Here is a 24,207-nt window from a genome sequence, read left to right as displayed (position 1 = left end):
AACGAGGGATTCGTTCATCTTTTTTATTTTATAATTTGGGGAAGAATCTTCATTAATTTTTCTTTTATTCGTTTTGCAAAGGATGGGCTTTTACCCGAAGTGGATATGCTTATAACATATTCATCACTGCGAATAACTGCGGGGGTATGAAAGGATGATTTTTTTCCATCACTTACAACATTTACCCATTGGAAATCGTGTGCAGCTTGTTTGACCATCATATTTACATCATGATGATTTGTTGCCGCATAGATGAGGTGTGCACCTTTAATATCTTCTTCTGAAAATGTTTTTTGTTTCCAAGTAATGTAGGAAAGAGACTTCATTTCTTCACAAATATTTGGACTCACTACAGTAATAGAAGCTCCTGTACGCTTTAATCCAGCTGCCTTTCGGTATGCAATTTTCCCACCACCTATAATTACAACCGTTTTGCCCTCAAGATTACACATAATAGGATAGAAGTTATGCATGTACATGTTCCTCCATTCGCTCTAATAAAGCGGACTTCATATAGGAATCAAATTGAAGACAGTTACAAGTTGTAGCGTTCGCGTATTTTTTTGCATACCGATTTATTTTTTGAAGTAATAACCCGGTGAAGAGCAGATAAGGTATGACATATACATGCTTTGCATGTGCTGACTTTTCATTGAGTTCATCAGGAAAAGAAGGTGTTCCCTTTGTTAAGAAGGAGCAGGAAACTGGCAAGGAAACCCTTTGCTCGACAGCTGCTCCAATTTGTTTTAATTCATGTATAGGTTGAGAATCACTGCTACCACGACCGACAAGTAAGATTTCACTATTTTCTATTGGCATAGCTTCACGTATTCGTTTTACGACAAGTTCAATCATAAGCGGATGCGTACTAAAAGGTGGTACAACTGAAAATGTAATGTGTGGATAGAGCTTTTTTATTTTTTCAATTTCAAAAGGGACATCACGTTTATAATGGGCTGCTGCAAATAATAAAACAGGGACAATTAAAACCTCGGTCGCACCGTCTTGGATGGCTTCTACAATTGCGTTTTGTACAGTCGGTGTGGTTAGTTCAAGAAATCCAATTTTTTGGATGCTTTCGCTTCGTTCTTTTATAACGACCTAACAAAGTGAATGAACTGTTCGTTGCCTTCTTGTAATCGGCTACCATGTCCAATATAAACAATGCCTTTCATCTTGCCACCACTTCTTTCTCATCGATGATAGCTTGTAGCTGTCGATCGATAGTATGGAATCCGACCTTATTTGCATATTGCAGAGTGAGTTCATCGGCATATGAGAATGGCAAATGAAGAATATCTATGAAACCAAGGCGTTTTACCTCAGATATAAACGTATCAATGGCAGCGCGACCTTCAAATACGATACTATCCCATGTGAATTCCGTTAGCGTACGTGTATGAATTTCATCAAAACGATGATCAATTTGATATTCATGCGTCATAATATGAGAACCCGCACCTATTTTTTCTTGAATGATGGCAATGCGGTTAATATTTCGCCCTAAGTAAATCGTTGTTTCGTTAGAAAATCTTGCTGATTCACTTAATAATCCATAGTCCATCAATGCTTTTTGGATAGTGCTATTCATATGTTGTAGTGTTGCTTGTAAGAAGCGAATATCTTTTTGATGCTGCGCACAGGATTGTAATAAGATTGCTACACTTTCGGGTGAACAGAAAACAAGGCGCTCGGCTTTAAATATTTCACAAAGTTGATCGGATGTTAATAGATGTTCTTGCTTTTTGAAAGTGGGTATTTGATATATTTCTGCCCCAGCTGCTTGTAACTCCTGTGCTAGTATACTTGTTTTGTTTGTTGCAGAAGCAAATAAAACTTTTTTTCCGTGTAGTGATTTTCTTTCTTGCCAGGCAATTTGTTTACGTAAAGATACAACCTCGCCAACAATTGTCATCGAAGGATTTGAAATATGTTCTTTCTTTACGGAATCGATGATTGTAGAGAGTGTACCTGTAACAACTCTTTGTTTTCCGGTTGTACCCCATTCAATGACTGCTACGGGAGTATCTTTTTTTCTTCCTGTTTGCAGTAAGTTTTCACAAATTACAGGTAGGTTTTTAACACCCATGTAAAAGGCAATTGTATCACTGTTTAAGAGGGCGCTGTAATTGACTTGGTCGCTAATTGCGCCTTTTGTATGACCAGTTAACAACGTTACACTATTACTATAGTCGCGATGGGTAAGAGGGATGCCGGCATACGCACTAGCGGCAATACTAGATGTAATACCTGGAACAATTTCATATAGAATATTTTCAGCTGCTAAAGCTGCTGCTTCTTCGCCAACGCGGCCAAAAATAGAAGGATCTCCGCCTTTTAACCGAACGACTGTCTTACCTTCTTTGGCAGATTGAATTAAATGCGTGTTAATCATTTCTTGTCGCATAATATGATTTGTTGGCATTTTCCCGCAGTAAACGAGTTCGCATGTTGGTTTTGTATAGCGAAGTAAATTTTGATTCAATAAGCGGTCATATAAAACAACATCTGTTTTTTTTAGGCAATCTATTGCTTTTTTTGTAATAAGTCCTTCATCACCAGGCCCTGCACCAACTAAATATACGTATCCGTTCATCTCTACACCTCATCTATTTTTACTTGAGAGGAAACCCCAAAGAGGGATTTCCTGTACAAGTTACATGTATATATAAATATCCCCGTCAATAACTTCTACTTCATATGTTTGAATACAACCATCATCAGGTTTTTGAACTTCACCCGTTATTAAGGAAATTTTCCAGTCATGTAACGGACAGAAGACAAATTCTCCAGAAACAATTCCTTCTGCTAAAGGCCCATTTTTATGAGGACACCGATTTTCTACAGCGCGAATGTCACCATTTGAAAGGCGGAATAAGGCGATGGACAAGTCCTTTATTCGCACTTCCTTACCGATTTGCACGGGAAGATCTTCGGCACGCATTATTTTTATTTTCTCTTTCGTTTGTAACATGTAGATCGCTCCTTACTTTACAGTTTCTACTTCATACATGGCTTTTAGTGACTGAGTTTCTAGTGCTTGTCCCCAAGCTTCTTCATATGTGTTACGAGCTTTTTGGAAACGTTCATTTAGCATAGCGACCATTTGCTTATCTTGCAGTATTTCTTTTATGTGATCTAAGCCTATTCGTTCTACCCAAGGAGCAGTTCGTTCGCCATAAATACCAGTTTCACGATAATGTTGTACATAAGCTGTAGCAATACGAAGTACATCTTCTTCCGTAGGGACAATCATGACAAAATCAGCTTCACGTACTTCTGTACCACCGTTACCACCAATATAAAGTTGGAATCCATTTTCAACACAAACGACGCCGAAGTCTTTTGTTAATGCTTCCGCGCAGTTACGTGGACAACCGGTTACACCCATTTTCATTTTATGAGGTGTATCTACCATTTCTAGTGATTGTTCAAGTAACATACCAAGCCCTAATGAATCTTTTGTACCAAAGCGGCAGAAGCGAGAGCCGACGCATGATTTTACATTGCGAAGGGATTTCGAATAAGCATAACCTGAAGTCATATCAAGGTCAGCCCAAACTTTTGGTAAATCTTCTTTCTTAACACCATATAAGCCGATTCGACTTGCACCTGTTATTTTTACGAGCGGTACATCGTATTTTTTTGCAACTTCGGCAATCTTCATTAAATCATCTGCAGTAGTAACGCCACCGTACATACGAGGAATAACAGAAAATGTACCATCATGCTGAATATTACCGTTCATTCTTTCATTCACGAAGCGGGATGATTTATCATCTGCATATTCTTCTGGGCGTGCCATACGTAAATAGTAGTTTAATGCAGGACGGCATTTTGAACAGCCATCTTCATGTGCGAAATCAAGGACATTTCGTACTTCTTTTGGTGATTTTAAACCTTTCTCATGAATTGCTGTGACAACTTCGTCGCGCGATAAAGTTGTACATGCGCACATACCAACAGATTGCGCAGATGCATCGAAGCTATCCCCGAGTGTATGAGATAAAATTTGTTCAACAAGTGGACGACATTTACCGCATGATCCAGCAGCTTTTGTGCATCCTTTTACTTCTTCGAAAGTTGTTAAATCTTGCTCTAAAATGGCATGAACAATTGCGCCTTTTGTCACACCGTTACACCCACAAACAGTGTCATCAGCACTCATGCTTGCAACATCAAGTCCGCTTTCTTCACCCGCTTTGTGAAGTAGAGAGGCTGGTGTGTATTCTTGTATATCTTCTTCTTTTTTCAACATGCTAAAGAGACGTGTACCGTCAGCAGTGTCACCATATAAAACAATACCAATGACTTTATTATCACGAATGAATACTTTTTTATAGGAACGTGTACACTCATTAAAAATTGAAATCGCTTTTGTTTTATCATCTTCATGAATTTGTCCGGCAGAGAATAAATCGCATCCTGCAACTTTAAGCTGTGTACCAACAATACTACCTGTATACCCATCTGTTTGTGAGTTCGTTATATGTTTTGCCAGTATGGCACCTTGTTCGTATAAAGGAGCGACAAGACCATAGGCAATACCGTCATGCTCGGCACATTCGCCAACTGCATAGATGGATTCATCATCTGTTTGCATATAGTCATTTGTAACGATACCGCGATTTACAAGTAAACTAGCATCTTTAGCTAATTGTGTATTTGGACGTATCCCAACAGCCATTACAATTAAATCGCATTCTGCAACACTGCCATCTTCAAATTGAATTCCTTCAACGTGATCCGTACCAATAATTTTTACAGTTTTCTTTTCCATAAGAAATTTCATACCCTGTGCCTCTAAATCTTGGCGCAGTAGTGAAGCAGCTTTTGCATCAAGTTGTTGTTCCATTAAGTGTGGCATTAAATGAACTACATGTACGTCCATGCCGAGATCAATAAGTCCTCGTGCAGCTTCTAAACCAAGTAATCCACCGCCTATTACAACGGCTTTTTTATATCGCTTAGCAGCATCTATCATAAATTGTGTATCTTCAATTGTACGAAAGCCAGTTACACCTGGAAGTTCTGAACCTGCAACAGGTAAGATAAAAGCACTAGAACCTGTTGCAATAATAAGCTTATCGTACATGACAATACGGTTCTTTTCTGTAACAATGACTTGTTCCTCACGATCAATATTCATTACTTTTTCATTTGTATACAGGGTAATGTTATTTTCTTCGTACCAATTGTATTCGTTCATAATAATATCTTGGATGTTTGTTTTTCCTTGTAAGACGTGAGATAACATAATGCGGTTGTAGTTTGGATGAGGTTCATCACCAAAAATAGTAATATTATAAAGCTCTGGATCTTGCTTTAAAATTTCTTCGATACAGCGTATACCAGCCATACCATTCCCGATCATGACTAAACGTTTTTTCATATTCATTTCCCCTCTTAAATGTGAAATGTTTAACAAACTTTTATATTTTTATTATAGAACCTTTAGAAAATAGAGAGTGTGATGTTTATCACAGTTTTGGAGGGTTCACAAATTGTTAAAAATAATATAAAATTCCACTTGGATTCTTACAAAAATGTAAGGGAAATGTAATAGGAATCAATAGTAGAATGAAATGATTCTCTTTAAAATAAGTTTATAGAAAACTACACAAAATTGTGTGGAGGAGGAAGCTACCTTGAGGCGGGGAAAAATAAAAAAGAGAGTAATAGCTACTGTAATTACGGCGATAGTAGCAATTATACTACTATTACCAACAAAGCTTGGACCAGTAATTGATAAATATAATCCATTTTATAAAACGAAAGAATATTATACGATTGTAAATGGTATTGGTCAGCACGTTGGAAATGATTGGTATGAATATGAATTTGTCGCTTACGATGAAAAAGGAAGAAAACAAACGATAAAGAAAACTGTAAAACATATGTTAAAGAGAGATGAACCTTTGAAGATTTTCGCAAAAGGACGTTATGGTGAATCATTTGTAGAGATAGATGCTCAAAGTATTCCTGTGCAGGCGAGAAGTAAGCTTTTGTCGATGAGGTAAAGTTATTGTAAAGCACTGTTACATTGAGTATGTTACAGTGTTTTTTATTATATATAAAGTGAAACTTTAATCAGTGGGGGTTTTCCTCATCCCCCACTGATTATTAGTTGAACCAATCGGGCCGTTAGTGCGGGATAAATTTAAAAAATAGAAATTTACAATTATAGTTAATTTGTTAAAAGTGATATTGTTCATGACAATACTGTAAGGTACGTGTAAGGTAGTTCGATAGTTCGCATTTACGAATTCTATTACAATACAATTAGAAAGTTTGAACATACAACTTTCTGTCTGAAATGATGATGAATGTTTGAAAACCAACTAATGATTGAATAGGTCTTTTCTCTTTATGAGAGGAGGCCATTTTTTTAAACCTTACAACATTGTAAGATTTATGTAAGTTAATTCGATGGCTTGTTTGTCATATTTTTTGCATAATAAAAAAAAGATAAGAAATTAGGGAGATACTGAGAAGGAGGAAGAAAGGGATGCGAAAAGAAGAAGTAGTTAAGTTTCCGATAAAAGATTTCTGTAGCTACTTTACTGTTGCTGCCATATGTATTGGACTTTTTGATATAATTACAAATTTAATTGTTAAATAATATAGATAAATACAAATTGAAAAACTGACATAAAACCATTCTTTATAGGTAGAAGAGAGCGTCCGGCGCTGGATAGAAGCGGTCAGTGCCTTTTTTGCCCCCATGCCACGTGAGAACAAAAGGAGAAAGCGAGTGGAAATCTTCTTTTGTTTTTATGGACGCGACTTAGGTGCTTGGAAATGAATATATATAGATGTTGAAAACAAGAAGGAGATCCCTTCTTGTTTTTATTGTCCTTAATTTGGAGCAGTGTATTAAAATATATAAATAAGGATTGGGGAAACGACATAAAACCATTCTCTTTAAATGGTAGAGAGGATCCGCCGGTGGATAGAAGCGGTCAGTGTCTTTTTTAGCCCCATGCCATGTGAAAACAGAAGGAGGAAATGAGTGGAAGTCTCTTTTTATTTTTCATAGCCGTAATTTATATGTTGGAAAATCAAATTGGATTTATATAGATAAGAGAGGTGATAGAAATGAAGTGGATTGATAGTCATATCCATTTGGATCAATATAAGCATAAAGAGCAAATGAAACTAATTGATGATGTGAAAAGGAGTACTGAGATTGCGGGATTGATTGCGGTGTCCATGAACTATCGTTCTTGTCAACAAACACTGTCTTTAGCGGAGCAACATACATTCGTATATCCGGCACTAGGATTTCATCCAGAGCAGGAAATTAACAAAAAAGAATGCGGAAAAATTTATAAGTTAATTGAAGAAAATGTAGAACGGCTTGTTGCGATAGGTGAGGTGGGCTTACCGTATTATTTACGTCAAGAAAAAAAAGATATTGTAATAGGGCCTTATATAGAAATATTGGAGAAATTTATGGCTTTAGCGAAAAGATATGGCTTACCAATTGTGCTACATGCAGTTTATGAAGATGCTGACATTGTATGTGATTTACTTGAGCAGTATAAGATTTCACGTGCACATTTTCATTGGTTTAAGGGACGTAAAGAAACGATGGAACGAATGATTCAAAACGGATACTACATTTCAATTACACCGGATGTTTTACAGAAGGAGAAAATTAGAAAAATCGTATCGTTCTATCCACTAGAATATATGATGGTAGAAACTGATGGACCTTGGGAATTTCAAGAAAATATGATGACGCATCCAAACATGATTCAAGAGGTATTGAAAGAAATAAGTTTGATCAAAAATATTTCTATAGATAAGACCACAGAACAAATTTATGAAAATACGGCCTGCTTCTATGGGAAAAGATAGAGGGAAGGATGAGGATAAATCTCTATCTTTTCTTTCTATGGTATATGGATATTGTTTCTATTATTTTCTATAATTTGTATTATATAGAAAATTTAATAAAAGGAAATGGGGAAAAAGAGTGGGGAGAGCATATAAAAAAATGGCTGTTACTATTATGACGGCAGCCATGTCAGTTTCTGTATTGGGATGTGAAACAGAGAAGAAAACTTCGACTACAAGTATGGGGCAAGAAACAAAAGAGGAACAAATTGATTCAGTAGTAAAAGAACAAATGCAAGACAATGAACAAAGAGGAAATGCAGTCGGAAATATATCTAATAAAGGGAAAATGGCGGAGAATAATGGTTGGATTTATTATGCGATAAGTGGTGATCAAAACATAACAGGTATTTACCGCACGAAAGATAAGTTTCAAACATCAGAGCCTGTCATTAAAGGGGTAAATGCTTCGTATATAAATATAAAAGAGGGAGTTTTATATTTTATCCACTGGGATAAGGACAAAAATACGAATAAAGATGTAGCGCCTTCTTTAATGAAATATGATATCTCTACAAAAAAATTAGATACAATGAGAATGGATGCAGCTTATGTTTATGTAAAAAATCAATCATTATTCTATGAGAAAAAATATTCTGAGCGCAGCGGATTTAGTATTACAGGTATTGCGAGATTAGATTTAAAGACAGGAAAAGAAGAGGAAGCGCAGATTAAAACAGCTGGATGGGCTGAAACGATAGATGATAGCATTGTAAACTGGAATAGGTTTCATGGGACTCAAGTGAATAAAGGTGATAAAACTTGGGCGAAGGAAGGATTTGTGGAAATATCCAGTGGTACATACAATAAGGACAAACTGTATGCAATTATAGAGGATGAAACAGAGAATAAAGGTATCTATGAGCTAGATATTGAGAAAAATAAAGAAACATTGCAAGTCGAAGATGCTTTGCAAATGAATATAAAAGGGGACTCTTTTTATTATTTGAAAAAAGATGGTGTTTATAAAAGAAAGATCAATGGTGGAAATGAGAAGCGAATTTATGAGGGAGCGGTTGAGCCATCTAAAACCTATTTATACTTTATAGCCGGTGATATGTATTTGTATAGGGATAGTGGTCTGATTCTAAATCTTGATACAAAACAATCCAATGAAAAGAAAGAGAAAAAGCCATCTGATGATGTATTACTACAAAAGGTAGTTAACGCTCAACAAGAGATTATTAAAATTTCAGTTTCAGCATCACCAGAGAATACGAAACCGATAGACCGCTTTTCATACGGGGAATTAACACCTCCTGAGTATAATACGAAGACAGCATTAGAGACATCATTAGCTACTTATTTCTCAACAGATTTTATTACGAAGTATATGAAAAGTGAATATGTGAAAGAAATAGGCGGAAAAATGCATTATGTTGTTGGAGATTTAGGATCGGGAGCAGGCACTAAATATACAAAAATTATTTCTGCTAAGCTAAAAGAAGGAAAAATCTTGGCAACGGCAGATACATATAATGATTATGAAGATACGAAAAAAGAAGTAGAAATAGAGTTTATCTATGAAAATAAGCAATGGGTAGTAGATAAAATGCCTCGTTTTGATTTTTTATCCCCCATAAAAGTCTGATTGGTGAGGGCTGATTAAAGTTTCACTTTATGATTCAAGTCGCTTTGCCCGTCGTACTAATAAAAGAAATACAATCATGATGATGCCAAGTATGAGGAAAAACCCATACTTTTTCAGAGGTTCAATCGTGTCACTTAAGGAAAAAGGTTTATCAATATGGATACCATCTTTATTAGAGGTAATATGAATATCTTTCATCTTTACTTCATTCGATTCTCTTTGTAAATCAATCCATTCTATATTTGGAATCGTTTCTAGCTCATTTAATAAATCTTTGAAAGGTTTGACACCTAAGTACGGATGATAAAAAGCACCAATGATACCATCTGATAGTTTTGTGACCGATAGGGCATGTTCTTTCATCTTAGAAGCTGCATGGGGCTGATTAGGTTCTATGAATCCGACAGTTTCAGGGAGTAGATTCATTCCGTGTAAAAAGGATGGCTTACTTGGAAAGGCTGGTGCGTGCATGGCCTTCCATGTTGCATCACCTAACTGTAATTGCCCTACATAAGTTGAAAAGTAACTTGATAATATCTCATATCCTTTTTGTGAAATTGCATAGTGTGGTGCTTCAAAAGCAAGTGGATATAATTTAGCTAATACGAGTTCCTCAATTCCTTTTTCAATATGCTCTTTTATATACGATTCCTCGAATTTTTTACCATTTTCTATATATTGCGTATAAGCAGTATCGGACTTAAAATCCTGTCTCTTTTTTGGTTGTTCATGTTTAGGATAACGGATAGGTTGATTGGTTTTTACATCCCAAAATTCAAATCCTTCTCCTGTTTCACTATCATAAAATTGATGGGTATAGCCATGCATAACAACAGAACCGCCGTTACTCTGCATAAAACGTAATACATCTATTATCTCAGGCTTATCTTGCAAGTGTATTGTCTTTCCGGTACTTGGATCCGTATATATTGGGATGACAGCAATCATATACGGTATATTTTTTTCTTTTAATAATTCAGCGATTTCTTGTAATTGCTTCGTATCAGCTGCTGGGTGTACATCTTCTAAGCGTAAATAAGTACGATGTTTACTAGTTTCTGGCTGTTGGCCAAAGTAAGAAAAGAGCATTTCGCCAACATAATGAGATGTCCAATCAAAAAGCTGGGATGTTGCTACGTAGTATGATTGATTTTGTTTAACGATAAAGGGATATGTACCGTTTGAACCAATTGCATATGCAATTGGAGGTTCTCCCGTTGTATCAAACTGTTGAATTAAACGCTCTTCGTGCAAGCTGCTTTTGAGATGACGTGTAGGGTATTGCAAGCTCCGGATCTGTACTTCCTCTTCCTTAAGTGTAATAAAGGAAAAACGATTTGGTAATTGTTCTATATTTTTCCCGAGAAATAATAAGGGGCCTGAAAAACTTTCTAGAAATTGTTTTGTTTCATCAGACAAGGGTTCTTTTTTCTCTCCTATATAAATGACATATGTATAAGAGGATTGTGCGATGTGTTCCATTGATTGATCTACATTTTTCAGTGCCACATTATCTGTAAAGTGTCCGAGTAGCGTATTTAAAATTTGAATGTTATTTGTAACTTGTCCGTCTTCTGTGCTATATAAAATTAGTACTTTTGGCTCTTTTGTTATTTGAGCAGAAGTATGGATAGGAACGAGTAGTAAAATGGTGAGAAAGAGTAATAACTTCCTTTTCATGTAGTCAGTCTCCTATTCTTTATGTAGAATTCAATTTACAATTATATATAAAGGAAAAGATGGAATCCATTCGAAATAGATATTGGTAAAAAATACATGTATTTAAACTGGAGAAATGATCTTACATTTTCCCTCCAGTTTTACCATTTATTTTTCACAAAATCAGCCTTAAGCATGATGTTAAGATAAATGCTTGTTTGATATGATTAGAGGGTAATAAGTTGATAGATTGCAGGTAATTGTAAGGAAGGGCTGAAAGGGGACAAATTTCAGCAGAGAAAGAGGTAGAGGTAGTGAAAAAATTCTTTGTAGGATTTTTAGTTGTTCTTGGGATGTATTTGTATTTCCAAGGAGAGTCTGAAGGAATGGAAAGATCGAAGAATCAAGTAAGTTATGTTGATTCAGAGGAAGCTAAACAAATGAAACAAATTATTATTGAAGAAGCAAAAAAAGTAAATCTTCCAGAATGGATACCTCTTACAATTGCCGAGCATGAAAGTCGTTTGAATCCACGAAGTATTGGGGACAATGGTACTTCTTTTGGATTGTTTCAGTTACATCGAGGTGGGGGGCTTGCTCCCGATCACTTAACGGACGAGCAGTTGAAAGATCCGCGGACAAATGCTCAAATTGCTATGCCTTACTTAATGAAGGGATATAAAAGAGGTGTAGAAAAAGGGCTGACAGACTTTGCATTACTGAAATATATAGCCAATACATCCGGATGGCCAGGTAATTTAGGGCCTGAGTGGACTGATAAAAATATGAAGTATAACGTTGGGCTAGAGGACGTGTACTATCGAAATAAAGGAATAGTGAAAGAGTAGAGGCCTAGGCACCTACTCTATTTTTCTATTAGAAAGAGCTCTTTTGTATAAAATATTGTGCGAGTTGCTGCTTCACATCTTCTAACTTTGTAGAAACCTGAGGGACTTTATATCCGACATATAAAGGTGAAACAACAAAACGTGGAACGACTTTACAAATGATTTTTTCATTCAGGTGATAGAAGAATAAGTTATAGCTACTGCATCCTTTATGAAAGTCCGTGAGTATGTAACGCACAGTTTGCTGAATATAATGTGCCATTATATCGATGAATTTTATGTTTTCAATAACGATGTTAAACTCGGTAAAACCAATAATTGGTCGTGTAGAAATATTAAGTTCGATTTGTTCATTCTTTTTTACAATGACGCCTTGAAAATTTTCAGGTGCTACGTTTTCTAAGTAGTCTACATATTTCATTCCGATAATTTGCATATGCGCATGATGCAAACTTCCACCTGAAAAGGGACCGTGATTTTTATATAAAATAACGGAAGTAAATTCATCGCTACTTTCTAAAGCAATCCAATGTTTAATTGAGAAGCGAATTAACTTTCGCATATGTTCTTCTGTATAGGTTGCGATATGGTCATCGCAATTATCTGTTTCAATAAGAACGGTTTGAAATGTATCTTTCAGTGTAGGAAATTTATTTTTCAGCCAAATAATAGAACCGTCTGTTTCTAAAATATCAGTGAGGTTTTCCGTATCACAAAAAGGACAAGCTGTATTTTTATTACGGATGCTCTCGGGTTTTTGTTTGCTAATATCATTTAAAAAATAAAGTTGTTGTGTATCCATTCGTATATGCCCCTTTGAAAATATATGTAAAATTCCCGTTTACTATATTCGTGAAAGGGGAAGGGAAATCCTGTATCGTGAGAAGAGGAGAAGGAACAACAAAAAACAAAAGACAAGATATCCTAATTGTATGAGGGTATCTTGTCTTTTATTTTTTCTGTAATAATGTATATGGATAATATAAAGTGTTTTCGTTTTGTTTCTTTTTTCTATTTTTTAGTGTGTACAAAGCAACGATTGTGCTTGCGATTGTAATCATAGCTTTCTTCATATTCCTTTACCCCTTTTACTTTTCATTTAATTTTTGGCTAACTGCTTTTGCATCAATTAAAGCATGGAGAATCATTTTTACCATGTTCATCATTTTCCTTCCTCCTTTTATAGTTGGTTAAGTTCTTTTACAACTGCTTGTCCATTGACTAGTACCTCAAAGATTGCTTTTACGATTTCTTTCATCATGATTTTTTTCTCCTTTTAGTTGTCACTTGTTTACATCTTTATTGTATAAGGAGGCACGGTTTCGTACTATCGCTTTCCATTACGTGAACATAACAGTTTTGTAAGATTGGATGTAATTTGTTGAAATGTTTAGTCTATCTTCATTATTTTCAGAAAAATGACTATTCAAACATGAAATGGGGCAGTATAATAAAAGGGTAAGTATTAATTTCTGTACGAAAGGAGTGAATGAGATGAAACGTTCTTTAGCTGCGCGCGCAAAATTTTTAGATTTTATTTATTTTTGTCGTGCGATTTTTCATGATGTGGTTGCGAACGGGATACGTATGCCCTTTTTTAGCAATTGCATAGTAGCTATTGAACGATAGAAATCTCTTCACCCATTTTATAAACGTGTGAAAAGGGAGGCTATTTGGCTTCCTTTTTCTATGCAAAAAGCCATGGGGAAAGTTTCTTTCCCCATGGCTTTTTTACGTTGAAAGGAGTACGGAAAATGACAATTTGTAGTGTAAACAATGTAAAGAAATCTTTTGGTGGAAACATCATATTTGAAAATATATCGCTCGAAATTAAGACTGGTGAACGCATTGGATTAGTTGGGCGAAATGGTAGCGGAAAGACGACGATTTTTCAATTGTTAACAGGGACTGAGAATGTAGATGCGGGTGCTATTCATATGAAGAAAGGAACCCGTATTGGTCACGTAGCACAAATTCCGAAGTTTGCTGATGAAATGACTGTATATGATGTGTTAAGCGCTGCTTTTGTAAAAGAGAAAGAATTGGAAACAGAAATGCGTAGTTTAGAGAAACGTATGGCGGAGGAACAAGATTCAATTGGCTTAGAGAGGTTGATGGGAAAATACGGTGCGGTGCAAGAGGAATTTGCATTTTTAGGTGGTTATGAAATAGAAGCAAATATCATGAAGGTAGCAAATGGTTTACAAGTGAAGGAGCTATTTCCACGAATTTTTACACAGTTAAGTGGTGGAGAACAAACAAAGGTGAGTCTGGCCTATATGTTATTACAGAAACCAGATTTATTGCTGTTAGATGAACCAACGAATCATTTAGATTTATTTGCAGTGGAGTGGCTTGAACAATTTTTAAAAGAGTATATAGGAACAGTTGTTGTCATTTCGCATGATCGTTATTTTCTTGATGAAGTTGTTACGAAAATTTTTGATTTAGAAGACGGAGAACTTCATGTCTATCATACGAATTACTCGCAGTTTGTGAAAGAGAAGGAAGAAAGACTGCTGCAAGAGTTTCAATCTTATCAAGAACAGCAAAAGAAAATAAAGAAAATGAAGGAAGCAATTAAGCGTTTAAGAGAATGGGCGAATCAAGCGAATCCTCCGAATGAAGGATTGCATAAGAGAGCAAGAAATATGGAACGTGCATTAGAAAGAATGGAAAAGTTAAAAAAGCCGATTTTAGAAAGAAAACAGATGGGGCTCCAATTTGAAGGACAAGAGAGAAGTGGGAAAGATGTTGTTGTAATGAAGGAAGTTAGCAAAGGTTTTGCTAATCGTACTTTATTCCAAAAAGCTAATTTACACGTTCGTTTTCAAGAGCGTGCCGCTATTGTTGGGCGGAACGGTACAGGAAAAACAACATTATTAAAATTGTTATTAGAGGAAATAAAACCGGATGCTGGTGAAATTCGAATTGGTAGTGCTGTGAAAGTTGGATATTTATCGCAGCATACTTATGGAAACGTAAAGGCTAATGTATTGGAAACTTTTCGTGAGTGTGTACCTGTAACAGAGGGAGAGGCAAGACATATATTAGCACGCTTCTTATTTTACGGACCTGCTGTTTTTAAGAAGGTGAATCAACTTAGCGGAGGAGAACGGATGAGGCTAAGATTATCACAGCTAATGTACCAAGATGTAAACTTTCTCGTGCTAGATGAGCCAACGAATCACCTAGATATTGAATCAAGAGAGGTGCTTGAGGAAGCGCTTGAACAATATAACGGAACGATTCTCGCTGTTTCACATGACCGCTACTTTTTAAATAAATTATTCGAGAAAACGTATTGGATTGATGAACATACATTATTTGAATTTGCGGGGAACTATGTTTGGGCACGTCAAAAGTGGGAGGAAAGAATAGAGAAAGAAGAAGTGAAACAACAAAGGACTCCAAAAATTAAAGGAATGAATGTAAGAGTAAAAGAGAAAGAATTTAGTGGTATAGACGAACTTGAAGATAAGCTTATGCATATAGAAGAAGAGATATATGGACTGGAGTGTACAATGGAAGAAACAGGTGAGGTTGAAGTATTGGAGCGGTTATATAAAGAAAAAGCAGAGAAAGAACGATTACGGGCAGAATTATATAATCGATTAGATAGTATGATGGAATAGATGGAAGAAAGGCAAGCCGTTCCTCTCATGTATGTGAGTAGGGTGGCTTGTTTTTCTCATGTCCATTCAATCGAGGTGGAAATGGTATAATTTTCTTGTTGTTATATTGTGAGAACAGTTTATAAAAAAGTTGATGTGATTGAAAATAATATTTCAAAATGTGAGGAGAATTGTATGTTAGGGTATGCGCGTATCATTACGATTGTTATTATTTGCATTGTATATATGATTTATGTTTCACGTGAAACAGTAGATTTGAAAATCTTTGTTGGTTTTTCATTATTTGTTTACATTGTAAATCACATTTTACTTATGCAACCACATCAAGGAAAGCGGCGTGATATATATATATTACTTTCAAATGGAGTAATTACAGCTCTGTTAGGGTTTTTATTTCCAGAAACATCTTTATATTTAATTATATTTGGAATTGATGCAGTAGGATTATTTATAAATGTACAGCGGAAAATAGTTGTATATTTTTTTGTGAGTTTTTTCTTTGTATGTTGGTTTGCTATTTTACTATATACATATTGGGATGTTGGAGAGATAAGGGGTTGGGAAAATGCTATTAATTTTATGTTCATTGTCTTCAGTGCTTTAGCGGGAAACTTAATTAAAAAACTTACAGTAGCTCGCCAAACTGTTGATGATCAATATGAAAAATTGGCATTATCACATACAGCTCTAAAAGAAGCGCATGAACAGTTGCAGCTTTATGCAAAAGAAGTAGAGGAATTAACTACAGTTCGAGAGAGGAACGATATTGCCCGAGAAATTCATGATACAGTCGGTCACAATATGACGGCATTGCTTGTTCAGTTACAGCTAGCGGAGGCTTTATGGAAGCAAAGGTCAGATATTACGGAAGAAGTGTTACATACATGTCATGAATTAGCTAGGAAGTCCCTTCAAGAGGTAAGAGCTTCAGTCCGTGCATTGAAGGAAGAAAAAAATGTAGGAAATATAATAGAAAGTATGAAAGAAATGATCCAAGACTTTTCAAAAGTAACAAAAGTACAAGTAACTTTTCATTTACAAGGTGACCCAATTATCATTCCGTTGTCATTGCAACCTACATTGTTGCGTACTATGCAAGAGTCATTAACGAATGCGAAACGCCATGGGAAAGCTAGTTTATGTGAAGTAAAGTTATCTTGTCTAGATGAAAAAGTGATATTATCGATCTCTGATAATGGCATCGGTGTAAATGAAGTAAGTCCTGGTTTTGGATTAATGAATATGAAAGAGCGCGTAGAGGAACATGGTGGAATGATTCGATTTGAGAGTGAAAATGAAAAGGGCTTTCGATTAAAGGTTGAATTCCCACTTAAGGAAAAAATGTGGGTAATAGGGGGAACGATATGATTCGTATTATGATCGTTGATGATCAGTCACTGATTCGAGATGGTTTAGCAATGTTATTAAATCTACGCCCAGAACTTGAAGTGGTGGGAACAGCGAATGATGGAGCCGAAGTAGTACAAAGGGCAGAACAATTACAACCTGAAATTATTTTAATGGATATTCGTATGCCTGGCATCAATGGAGTTGAAGGAACTCGTCTCATAAGGGAAAGGTTTCCTAATATGAAAGTTCTTATGCTGACGACATTTAATGATAGCGAACTTATTTTTGAAGCTTTGGAACAAGGAGCAAGTGGTTATTTATTAAAAGATATGGAGACAGATGTAATTGTTCAGGCAATATTAACAGTCCATGGAGGCGGAGCTGTTCTTCCGCAAGATATAACTGCTCAAATTGTGAAGGAATTAAAAAGAACAAAAGTAATGGATATATCAGAGCAGAATCAGCCAAAGAAAATGGAACAATTAACAGAGCGTGAGGTAGATGTATTAAGGGAGCTTGGATTTGGATTAAACAATAAAGAAATTGCAGAAAAGTTGTTTATTACAGAGGGAACTGTAAAAAATCATGTGTCTAATGTAATTAGTAAGCTTGAGCTGAGAGATCGGACACAAGCAGCTATATACGCGGTGAGATATGGTATTACAACATACACATGACTTTTAGCATAGAGAAGAACGAAAAAGTAGCAAATGATGCTGCTTTTTTTATTTTATATTTCTATCTTAAGGGTGATGGAAGAAAGAGGATATTTTTTTACAATGAGATTGAAGATGAATGCAAAGGGGCTGAATCGACATGTTAGTCGTAGATCATATTACAAAATCGTTTGGGAAGAAAGAAGTTGTAAAGAATGTATCCTTTGAAGTGAAGAAGGGAGAAACATTTGGCTTGCTTGGTCCAAATGGCGCAGGAAAGTCGACGACGATATCAATGATTTGTGGGCTGATTCCATATGATGGTGGTGATATTAAAGTTGGAGGGAAATCTGTAAAAGAATATCCGTTAGATGCAAAAAGGAAAATCGGAATCGTTCCTCAAGATATTGCTTTATATCCTACACTTTCAGTGAAAGAAAATTTAATCTTTTGGGGGAAAATGTATGGGTTAAGCGGGGCTGTTGCAAAGAAACGAGCCGATGAAGTATTAGCATATGTAGGGCTACAAGATCGTGCAAAAGATAAAATTGAAACATTTTCAGGGGGCATGAAACGCCGAATTAATATTGGTGCAGCATTAATACATGAACCAGAGCTATTAATTATGGATGAGCCGACAGTTGGGATTGACCCGCAATCGCGAAATCATATTTTAGAAACGGTAAAGGGATTAAATGAAAAAGGTATGACCGTCATTTATACAAGTCATTACATGGAAGAAGTGGAGTATTTATGTGAACGGATTGCGATTGTAGACCACGGAAAAGTAATTGCATTAGGAACGAAAAGGGAATTATGCAACCGTCTAGCAGATGGCTTTATGGTGAAGGTGCAATTGAATTGCTTTACCCAGGAGCTATTGAAGAATGTAAAGACAATCCCCACTGTAGAACGGGTTGTCGTCGATGAGAAAACAAATACTCTTGATATTGGACTGGAGAACGGGGAAGCTGTTGGTACTGTTGTTTCGGTAGTTGTAGAAAATCAGGCACAAATTTTAAAGCTTGAAGTACAAGAACCAAATTTAGAAGCTCTTTTTTTACAGTTAACAGGACGTTCACTTCGTGATTGAGGAGGTTAGAAGCTTATGAAAAGTTTTATTATTGCATGGAAAGATTTAAAAATTCGTTTCATAGATCGGCGTGGATTTATGATGATGTTACTTATGCCACTTCTATTAACAGCTATTTTAGGATCAGCACTAAGTAACATATTTGATAACGGAGGGTTACCGAAAACGGTAATTGGTTACTATCAAGAAGGTGCAGATGATTTTGCTGATGTATTTCAAAAGGATGTATTACATTCAAAAGAAATAGAAGACGATGTGAAAGTAGAAATTGTAACCTCGCAAAAAGAGTTAGAGAATCTGCTAAAGAAACAGAAGGTTGATGTAGGGATCATAATTCCAAGCGGTTGGAGCGAACATATAAAGGATGGAAGATTAAAAGAACCAAAATTGATTACTGATCCATCAAAAGATATACAAACAAAAATTGCTGAATCACTCATTCGTTCTTTTACAGATCGTGCACAAACAATTGCTGTTTCTACTAAGACTGTCGTAACAGATGTAGCAAAATTACAGCCCGGGAGTATGGAACAGGTTGCAAAAGAGATAAGTACGAATTTGCAAACAGTGGCGACGTCCAATACCGATGGAGTTGAAGAAGGAACAATCGGTAAAAAAACATTGACTGCGATACAATATTATGCTGCTGCGATGTTAGTCATGTTTTTATTATTTAACATAACAGTAGGAGCAAAATCGATTATAACAGAGCAACGAACAGAAACATTAGCGAGACTATTAAGCACACCGACAAGCTCTTTTGCTATTTTATTAGGTAAATTTTTTGGCACATTACTATTTGCTTGTATACAATTTGGGGTATTTGTAGTTGCTACCCATTACGCATTTCATGTGAATTGGGGTGAAGATGTTTCACAAATTGCGGTAGTAGGAATTGCGTATGCGATTTGTGTTTCTGGTTTATCTATGCTTATCGCGGCATTGATTCATGAAGAAAAAACAGCGGATTTAATGGGTGGCATTGGAATTCAGTTGTTAGCTATATTAGGAGGATCAATGTTACCAATCTATGTATTTCCGGATACTCTTCAAACGATTGCTGGCATTGCTCCGAATAAATGGGCACTTACAAGCTTCTTAAACATTATGTCAGGTACATCTTGGTATGCGTTACTTCCAGTTATCTTAAGTTTATCTATTGCAGGTGTTGTTTCTGTTATTATCGGAACATTTCGTTTGCAAGCGAGATAGGAGGAGAATCAATGAAGAAAGTTTGGGCGCTTTGCTGGCTCGAATTAAAACAAATTTTAATTAAGCCACAGAGCTATATATTAATGTTTGGAATGCCGATTATTTTTACACTTATTTTTGGTGGGCTTTTAGGTGGAAGTGGAAACGAGAAAGTAAATATTAGTTTAGTTGACCAAGATGGGTCTATATTATCTAACTCCTACTATAAAGAAATAGAGAAAAGTGATTTAGTTTCTATAGAAAAGGTAACATATGAAGAAGCAAAACAGAAAATCGAAAATAAAAAGTCCTCGGGTATTGTGATAATCCCAAAAGAATTTCAAAAGAGTATGGCAGACGGGAAGGTAGAGAAGGTTAAATTCCAATCAAGCGCTGATTTTACAGGAGGAGCATCTGTAGAACAAGTGTTACAAAGCGCAATGAAAAAGATGAAAATAGAAGTAGCAGCAGCAAGGGATGCGGAGAAAAGAGGAGGAACGTCTTGGGAGAAGCTGTATGAAACGATCGATACAAAGGCAGAACCAGTTTCGCTTCAAAAGGAATCAATTGTCTCTGGGGAGGTAAAGTTGAATAACGTATCAGGGCGATCTGCAGGATTTTCTATTCTGTTTGTAATGATTGTGATGCTAAGTGCAACGGGCACGATTTTAAAATCAAGACAGCTTGGCGTTTGGTATCGGTTATTAGGGGCTCCCGTTTCAAAGGCTCAAATACTTGGAGGATATATACTTTCCTTCTTTTTAATTGGGTGGATTCAGTTTGGGATTTTAATGTTGTTAACGAATGTTTTGTTCGGTGTTCAGTGGGGAAGTTTATTAGGAATTATCATACTTGTTTCAGCGTTGTTGTTAGCGGTAATTGGTTTAGCATTATTATTAGCAAGTATTGTGAAAATAACTGAGCAACAATCAGCTTTAGGTAATATCGTTGTGATTTCAACGTGCATGATTAGTGGGCTGTATTGGCCGATTGAAATAGAACCGGAATGGATGCAACAGGTAGCAAATTTTGTTCCACAAACTTGGGCAATGCGTGGATTTACAGAATTAATTGCAAGGGGAGGCACATTGGTAGATATAGCAGGGTATGTTGGTGTACTCATTTTATTTGCTGGTGTATTTTTTGTAATTGGTTTAAAAAGAATCCGTTATGATTGAAAAAAAGAAAGCAGAGTCTACAGCTTCGCCCGCTGAACCCTGCTTTCTTTTTGTGTATCGTCTTCCCCTATAGAAATGGTGATCGCAATTCCGAGCATAAAGAAAAATGCTAAAAAGAGGACGAACTTCGGGAAGAACGGGAATAGTAGCAATGCCCCAACTATCATGAGTGTCAATGCAACATAGTGCAAGACATATTGGAATAGTTTGTCCATATTTTCGCCCCCTTTTTGGTAGTTTGTTAGTAGTCTATGCTCGTCTGTTGCATAATAGAATAATTTTTACATCGTTTCTTTCGGATCAGGTAGAACTATTGACATGGAAAAGAGAAAGGAATATAAGAAACCGTACTTTAAAGATAAGCGTGTCCGCCAAGTATTCATTTACGGATTAGAGCGTCAAAAAGTGATTGATACATACTTCCAAGGATATGCTTCACTCGTTAATGTACCGATTACTCTTGTTTCTTGGGCGTATACAGAAGGAGGTATTAATAAGTATGAGTATAACTTTAATAAGGCGAAAAAATTACTTGATGAGGCTGGGTGGAAAGAAGGCGCGGATGGAATCCGTGAAAAAGATGGTCAAAAATTGAAAGTAAGTTACTTTGCTTCATCAGCAAGTAAAATCAATGATGTCATGATCCCGATTATGAAAGAAGGTTATAAAAAGCTTGGTGTAGACTTTAACCCTGAATATATGGACTTTAATACGATGATTTCAAAAGTAATTAAGGGAGATTACGACTTAGCGATGGTATCTACGCCAATGATTGATGATCCGAGTGGAACAATTGAAGAATTCGTTTCAACAAGTAAGCGAAATTATGATGGGTATCATAATCCGAAAGTAGATGAATTGGCAACAGAGGCGTTGCAAACATTAGACATTGAAAAAAGAAAAGAGATTTATAAGAAACTATATCAAGAACTTAGTGAAGATCCACCAGTTATATTCTTAAATAATAGTAAAGTTGTATCTGCACATAATGCGAGAATACAAGGATTACAGGAAGATAATTATAACGGAATATTATTAAGTTTACCTAAATTAAAGATCCAGCAATAGTTTTATAAAAATTCTTGAAATATTTATATAGAAAGAATTGACAAAATATAGTGAATGATATAAGCTAATAACAACAAAGCCTATCGGAAAAGTCGGAATAAGATTATTACCTCTCATAAAACATCTGTTTTTTTTGATTTTAAAACCGACTTTTCCGATGGAATATAAAACGTGTTGCTCGGAAGGCATACATTAGGCAAGCAGTTCATAAAGTGTAATTATTAAAAAAGTTAGGGTGGGGACAATGAAGAAAAAGTCAAAAAAATGGGCTGGTGTATTTTCGGTCTTACTGAGTAGTTCGCTTGTATTATCCGCTTGTGGGGGACAGGAGGATAAGGCTTCAACAGAGCCGGCTAAACAGCTAAACAGCAGGATGTAAAAGATTTAAAAATAGAGAAGGTTACAGCGACAGATAAGTCAAAAAACCCTGAAAAAGCGAAACAACGAAAAGATACCCTTATTGTCGGGATTTCAAAACCTGGTGGCGTGTTCTTACCATATTTCCAAGAAAATGGATGGGATGGTAACGTAACGTCCGTTATATTTGCGTCTCTTGTATCAACAGATAAGCAAGGGAAGCCAGTTCCAGAGCTTGCTGAGAAATGGGATGTATCTTCTGACCAATTGAAGTACACGTTCCACTTACGAAAAGATTTGAAATTTAGTGATGGCTCACCACTAACAGCAGATGATGTAGCATTTACATTAACATTGCTACACGATAAGACTTATGAGGGTGGCTCAGATATTTCACAATATGCAATTAAGGGTGGAAAAGATTATAAAGAGGGAAAAGCAACATCTATTGAAGGAATTAAGGTTGTTGACCCACAAACAATTGAAATTACAACAGAGAAGGTAAATTCTCAGGCTCTAACTGCTTTAGGCGGACCAGTATTATCTAAAGCTTATTATGGTAAAGATTATAAGCAAAATACAAGTTTAGATTATTTAAAAGACCTATATGGCAAGCCGATTGCGGCAGGTCCTTATAAATTTGAGAAGTATGTTCCGGGCCAAGAAGTACGATTTGTAGCAAATGAGCACTACTATGCTGGTAAGCCGAAAGTGAAAAACTTTATTTATAAAATTACATCACCAGACACAAGCTTCCAGTTATTCCAAACAGGAGAAACAGACTATGATGGATTTGCTGCTAATAATGATAATATTGAACAATTAAAAAGCTTAGGCTTTGCTAATTTCAATATTGAAACAGTAAGTTCATATTCATTTGTTTACATGAATAATAAAAAGCCATATTTAAAAGATAAAAAAGTACGCCAAGCACTTATTTATGGATTAGATCGTAAAAAATATGTAGATACAAACTTCCAAGGAAACGCTTCTGTTGCCAACATACCGATTTCACCGACTTCATGGGCGTATGATGATAAGGGTATCAATCAATACGAATACAATTTAGAGAAAGCGAAAAAATTGTTAGACGAAGCTGGTTGGAAAGTAGGATCTGACGGTATTCGTGAAAAAGATGGTCAGAAATTAAAGTTAAGCTATTATGCAGCAAGTGGTAGAAAGCAAGAAGAGGTATTTATTCCAATTGCAAAAGAAAACTATAAAGCATTAGGTGTAGAGTTCAATGCGGAAATTATGGACTTTAATACTCTTGTATCAAAGCTTGGGAAATTTGATTATGATTTAGCTGCTGTTGCAACGCCAATTCTTTCTGATCCAAATGACGCAATAGCTGAATTTACATCTACACATCCAGATAACTCTGCTGGTTATAATAATCCGAAAGTGGATGAATTAATTCAAAAAGGTATTGAGACAGTTGATATTGAAAAAAGAAAACCGATTTATAAAGAACTGTATAAAGAGTTAAGCGATGATCCACCTGTAATTTTATTAAATTATCGTAAAGGTATTTCAGCACACAATGCACGTGTAAAAGGAATTGACCCAGAAAAATACGATAGCATTAGTTCAAACCTACCTGTTTTATCTATTGAACAATAAGGATAAGTAAGGAAAAATAGAAGACATTTTTTCATACAGCTATAAGAGTGTGCTGT

General features: G+C 35.8%; 20 protein-coding genes and 3 pseudogenes. 13 read left to right on the top strand and 10 right to left on the bottom strand.

Features of this window, described 5'->3' with window-relative positions; translation table 11 throughout:
* Nucleotides 1–23: 23 nt before the first annotated feature.
* From LOK41_RS16585 to nirB, 5 genes and pseudogenes are all read right to left on the bottom strand, one after another.
* The gene (locus LOK41_RS16585; RefSeq protein WP_241817474.1) at nucleotides 24–473 is read right to left on the bottom strand and encodes a precorrin-2 dehydrogenase; all 450 of its coding nucleotides are present in this window, start codon (nucleotides 471–473) and stop codon (nucleotides 24–26) included.
* Nucleotides 466–1,175 (bottom strand): annotated as a pseudogene (locus LOK41_RS16580) (sirohydrochlorin chelatase). The gene LOK41_RS16585 and the pseudogene LOK41_RS16580 overlap by 8 nt, the downstream one beginning before the upstream one ends.
* The gene (locus LOK41_RS16575) at nucleotides 1,172–2,596 is read right to left on the bottom strand and encodes a uroporphyrin-III C-methyltransferase (protein WP_241817473.1); all 1,425 of its coding nucleotides are present in this window, start codon (nucleotides 2,594–2,596) and stop codon (nucleotides 1,172–1,174) included. The pseudogene LOK41_RS16580 and the gene LOK41_RS16575 overlap by 4 nt, the downstream one beginning before the upstream one ends.
* Before the next feature lie 60 nt (nucleotides 2,597–2,656).
* On the bottom strand, nucleotides 2,657–2,974 hold the full coding sequence (nirD, locus tag LOK41_RS16570; protein ID WP_174102610.1) for a nitrite reductase small subunit NirD: 318 nt from the start codon (nucleotides 2,972–2,974) through the stop codon (nucleotides 2,657–2,659).
* Between the two features lie 12 nt (nucleotides 2,975–2,986).
* The gene (gene nirB, locus LOK41_RS16565) at nucleotides 2,987–5,392 is read right to left on the bottom strand and encodes a nitrite reductase large subunit NirB (RefSeq protein ID WP_241817472.1); all 2,406 of its coding nucleotides are present in this window, start codon (nucleotides 5,390–5,392) and stop codon (nucleotides 2,987–2,989) included.
* Nucleotides 5,393–5,663: 271 nt separating this feature from the next.
* Here nirB and LOK41_RS16560 point away from each other — a divergent pair, with 271 nt between their 5' ends.
* Nucleotides 5,664–6,020, top strand: coding sequence for a YxeA family protein (locus LOK41_RS16560; protein WP_241817513.1), 357 nt, complete (start codon nucleotides 5,664–5,666; stop codon nucleotides 6,018–6,020).
* A gap of 535 nt (nucleotides 6,021–6,555) precedes the next feature.
* Here LOK41_RS16560 and LOK41_RS16555 read toward each other — a convergent pair.
* Nucleotides 6,556–6,726 (bottom strand): hypothetical protein, encoded by a 171-nt coding sequence (locus LOK41_RS16555; RefSeq protein ID WP_241817515.1) that lies wholly within the window; start codon nucleotides 6,724–6,726, stop codon nucleotides 6,556–6,558.
* A 372-nt stretch (nucleotides 6,727–7,098) separates the two neighbouring features.
* On the opposite strand from LOK41_RS16555, the gene LOK41_RS16550 reads away from it, so the two are divergent.
* A complete protein-coding gene (locus LOK41_RS16550) occupies nucleotides 7,099–7,863 on the top strand; it encodes a TatD family hydrolase (RefSeq protein WP_241817471.1) in 765 nt (254 codons plus the stop codon).
* 118 nt (nucleotides 7,864–7,981) lie between these two features.
* Nucleotides 7,982–9,493 carry a DL-endopeptidase inhibitor IseA family protein gene (locus LOK41_RS16545; protein ID WP_241817470.1) on the top strand — a complete coding sequence of 504 codons (1,512 nt, stop codon included), beginning with the start codon at nucleotides 7,982–7,984 and terminating at the stop codon, nucleotides 9,491–9,493.
* A gap of 27 nt (nucleotides 9,494–9,520) precedes the next feature.
* Here LOK41_RS16545 and LOK41_RS16540 read toward each other — a convergent pair whose 3' ends face one another.
* Nucleotides 9,521–11,173, bottom strand: a complete 1,653-nt coding sequence (locus tag LOK41_RS16540) for a DUF2334 domain-containing protein (RefSeq protein WP_241817469.1) — start codon at nucleotides 11,171–11,173, stop codon at nucleotides 9,521–9,523.
* Nucleotides 11,174–11,466: 293 nt separating this feature from the next.
* Between LOK41_RS16540 and LOK41_RS16535 the strand changes: the two genes are divergently transcribed.
* Complete coding sequence (locus LOK41_RS16535) at nucleotides 11,467–12,000, top strand: transglycosylase SLT domain-containing protein (protein ID WP_174102615.1); 534 nt, start codon at nucleotides 11,467–11,469, stop codon at nucleotides 11,998–12,000.
* A 28-nt stretch (nucleotides 12,001–12,028) separates the two neighbouring features.
* Here the strand turns inward: LOK41_RS16535 and LOK41_RS16530 are convergent, their stop codons facing one another.
* Nucleotides 12,029–12,802, bottom strand: coding sequence for a DUF4931 domain-containing protein (locus LOK41_RS16530; protein ID WP_241817468.1), 774 nt, complete (start codon nucleotides 12,800–12,802; stop codon nucleotides 12,029–12,031).
* Nucleotides 12,803–12,950: 148 nt separating this feature from the next.
* On the bottom strand, nucleotides 12,951–13,073 hold the full coding sequence (locus LOK41_RS16525; RefSeq protein WP_000710037.1) for a hypothetical protein: 123 nt from the start codon (nucleotides 13,071–13,073) through the stop codon (nucleotides 12,951–12,953).
* A 421-nt stretch (nucleotides 13,074–13,494) separates the two neighbouring features.
* Here LOK41_RS16525 and LOK41_RS16520 point away from each other — a divergent pair, with 421 nt between their 5' ends.
* The 7 genes from LOK41_RS16520 to LOK41_RS16490 all read left to right on the top strand — a co-directional run bounded on the left by LOK41_RS16520 (nucleotide 13,495) and on the right by LOK41_RS16490 (nucleotide 21,103).
* Entirely contained in the window at nucleotides 13,495–13,629 is a 135-nt protein-coding gene (locus LOK41_RS16520) for an RAxF-45 family protein (protein ID WP_309232263.1), read from the top strand.
* Nucleotides 13,630–13,754: 125 nt separating this feature from the next.
* Complete coding sequence (abc-f, locus tag LOK41_RS16515) at nucleotides 13,755–15,635, top strand: ribosomal protection-like ABC-F family protein (RefSeq protein ID WP_241817466.1); 1,881 nt, start codon at nucleotides 13,755–13,757, stop codon at nucleotides 15,633–15,635.
* Nucleotides 15,636–15,809: 174 nt separating this feature from the next.
* Nucleotides 15,810–17,003, top strand: coding sequence for a sensor histidine kinase (locus tag LOK41_RS16510; protein WP_241817465.1), 1,194 nt, complete (start codon nucleotides 15,810–15,812; stop codon nucleotides 17,001–17,003).
* Complete coding sequence (locus LOK41_RS16505) at nucleotides 17,000–17,662, top strand: response regulator (RefSeq protein ID WP_241817464.1); 663 nt, start codon at nucleotides 17,000–17,002, stop codon at nucleotides 17,660–17,662. The genes LOK41_RS16510 and LOK41_RS16505 overlap by 4 nt, the downstream gene beginning before the upstream one ends.
* A gap of 139 nt (nucleotides 17,663–17,801) precedes the next feature.
* Nucleotides 17,802–18,734, top strand: coding sequence for an ABC transporter ATP-binding protein (locus LOK41_RS16500; protein ID WP_241817463.1), 933 nt, complete (start codon nucleotides 17,802–17,804; stop codon nucleotides 18,732–18,734).
* A gap of 15 nt (nucleotides 18,735–18,749) precedes the next feature.
* Complete coding sequence (locus LOK41_RS16495; RefSeq protein ID WP_241817462.1) at nucleotides 18,750–19,946, top strand: ABC transporter permease; 1,197 nt, start codon at nucleotides 18,750–18,752, stop codon at nucleotides 19,944–19,946.
* A gap of 11 nt (nucleotides 19,947–19,957) precedes the next feature.
* Entirely contained in the window at nucleotides 19,958–21,103 is a 1,146-nt protein-coding gene (locus tag LOK41_RS16490; RefSeq protein WP_241817461.1) for an ABC transporter permease, read from the top strand.
* Between the two features lie 17 nt (nucleotides 21,104–21,120).
* On the opposite strand, the gene LOK41_RS16485 is transcribed toward LOK41_RS16490, so the two are convergent.
* On the bottom strand, nucleotides 21,121–21,318 hold the full coding sequence (locus tag LOK41_RS16485) for a hypothetical protein (RefSeq protein WP_174102624.1): 198 nt from the start codon (nucleotides 21,316–21,318) through the stop codon (nucleotides 21,121–21,123).
* A 112-nt stretch (nucleotides 21,319–21,430) separates the two neighbouring features.
* On the opposite strand from LOK41_RS16485, the pseudogene LOK41_RS16480 reads away from it, so the two are divergent.
* Both LOK41_RS16480 and LOK41_RS16475 read left to right on the top strand, forming a co-directional pair.
* A pseudogene (locus LOK41_RS16480) lies at nucleotides 21,431–22,171 on the top strand (ABC transporter substrate-binding protein); the annotation flags it as partial.
* 244 nt (nucleotides 22,172–22,415) lie between these two features.
* Nucleotides 22,416–24,151: pseudogene (locus LOK41_RS16475) on the top strand (ABC transporter substrate-binding protein).
* Nucleotides 24,152–24,207: the final 56 nt, after the last annotated feature.

Origin of the sequence: Bacillus sp. TL12, assembly GCF_022625245.1 — a bacterium.
Taxonomy (GTDB): domain Bacteria; phylum Bacillota; class Bacilli; order Bacillales; family Bacillaceae_G; genus Bacillus_A.
The sequence above is the reverse complement of the archived record's forward strand: the minus strand, read 5'-3'. Positions and strand labels throughout refer to the sequence as shown.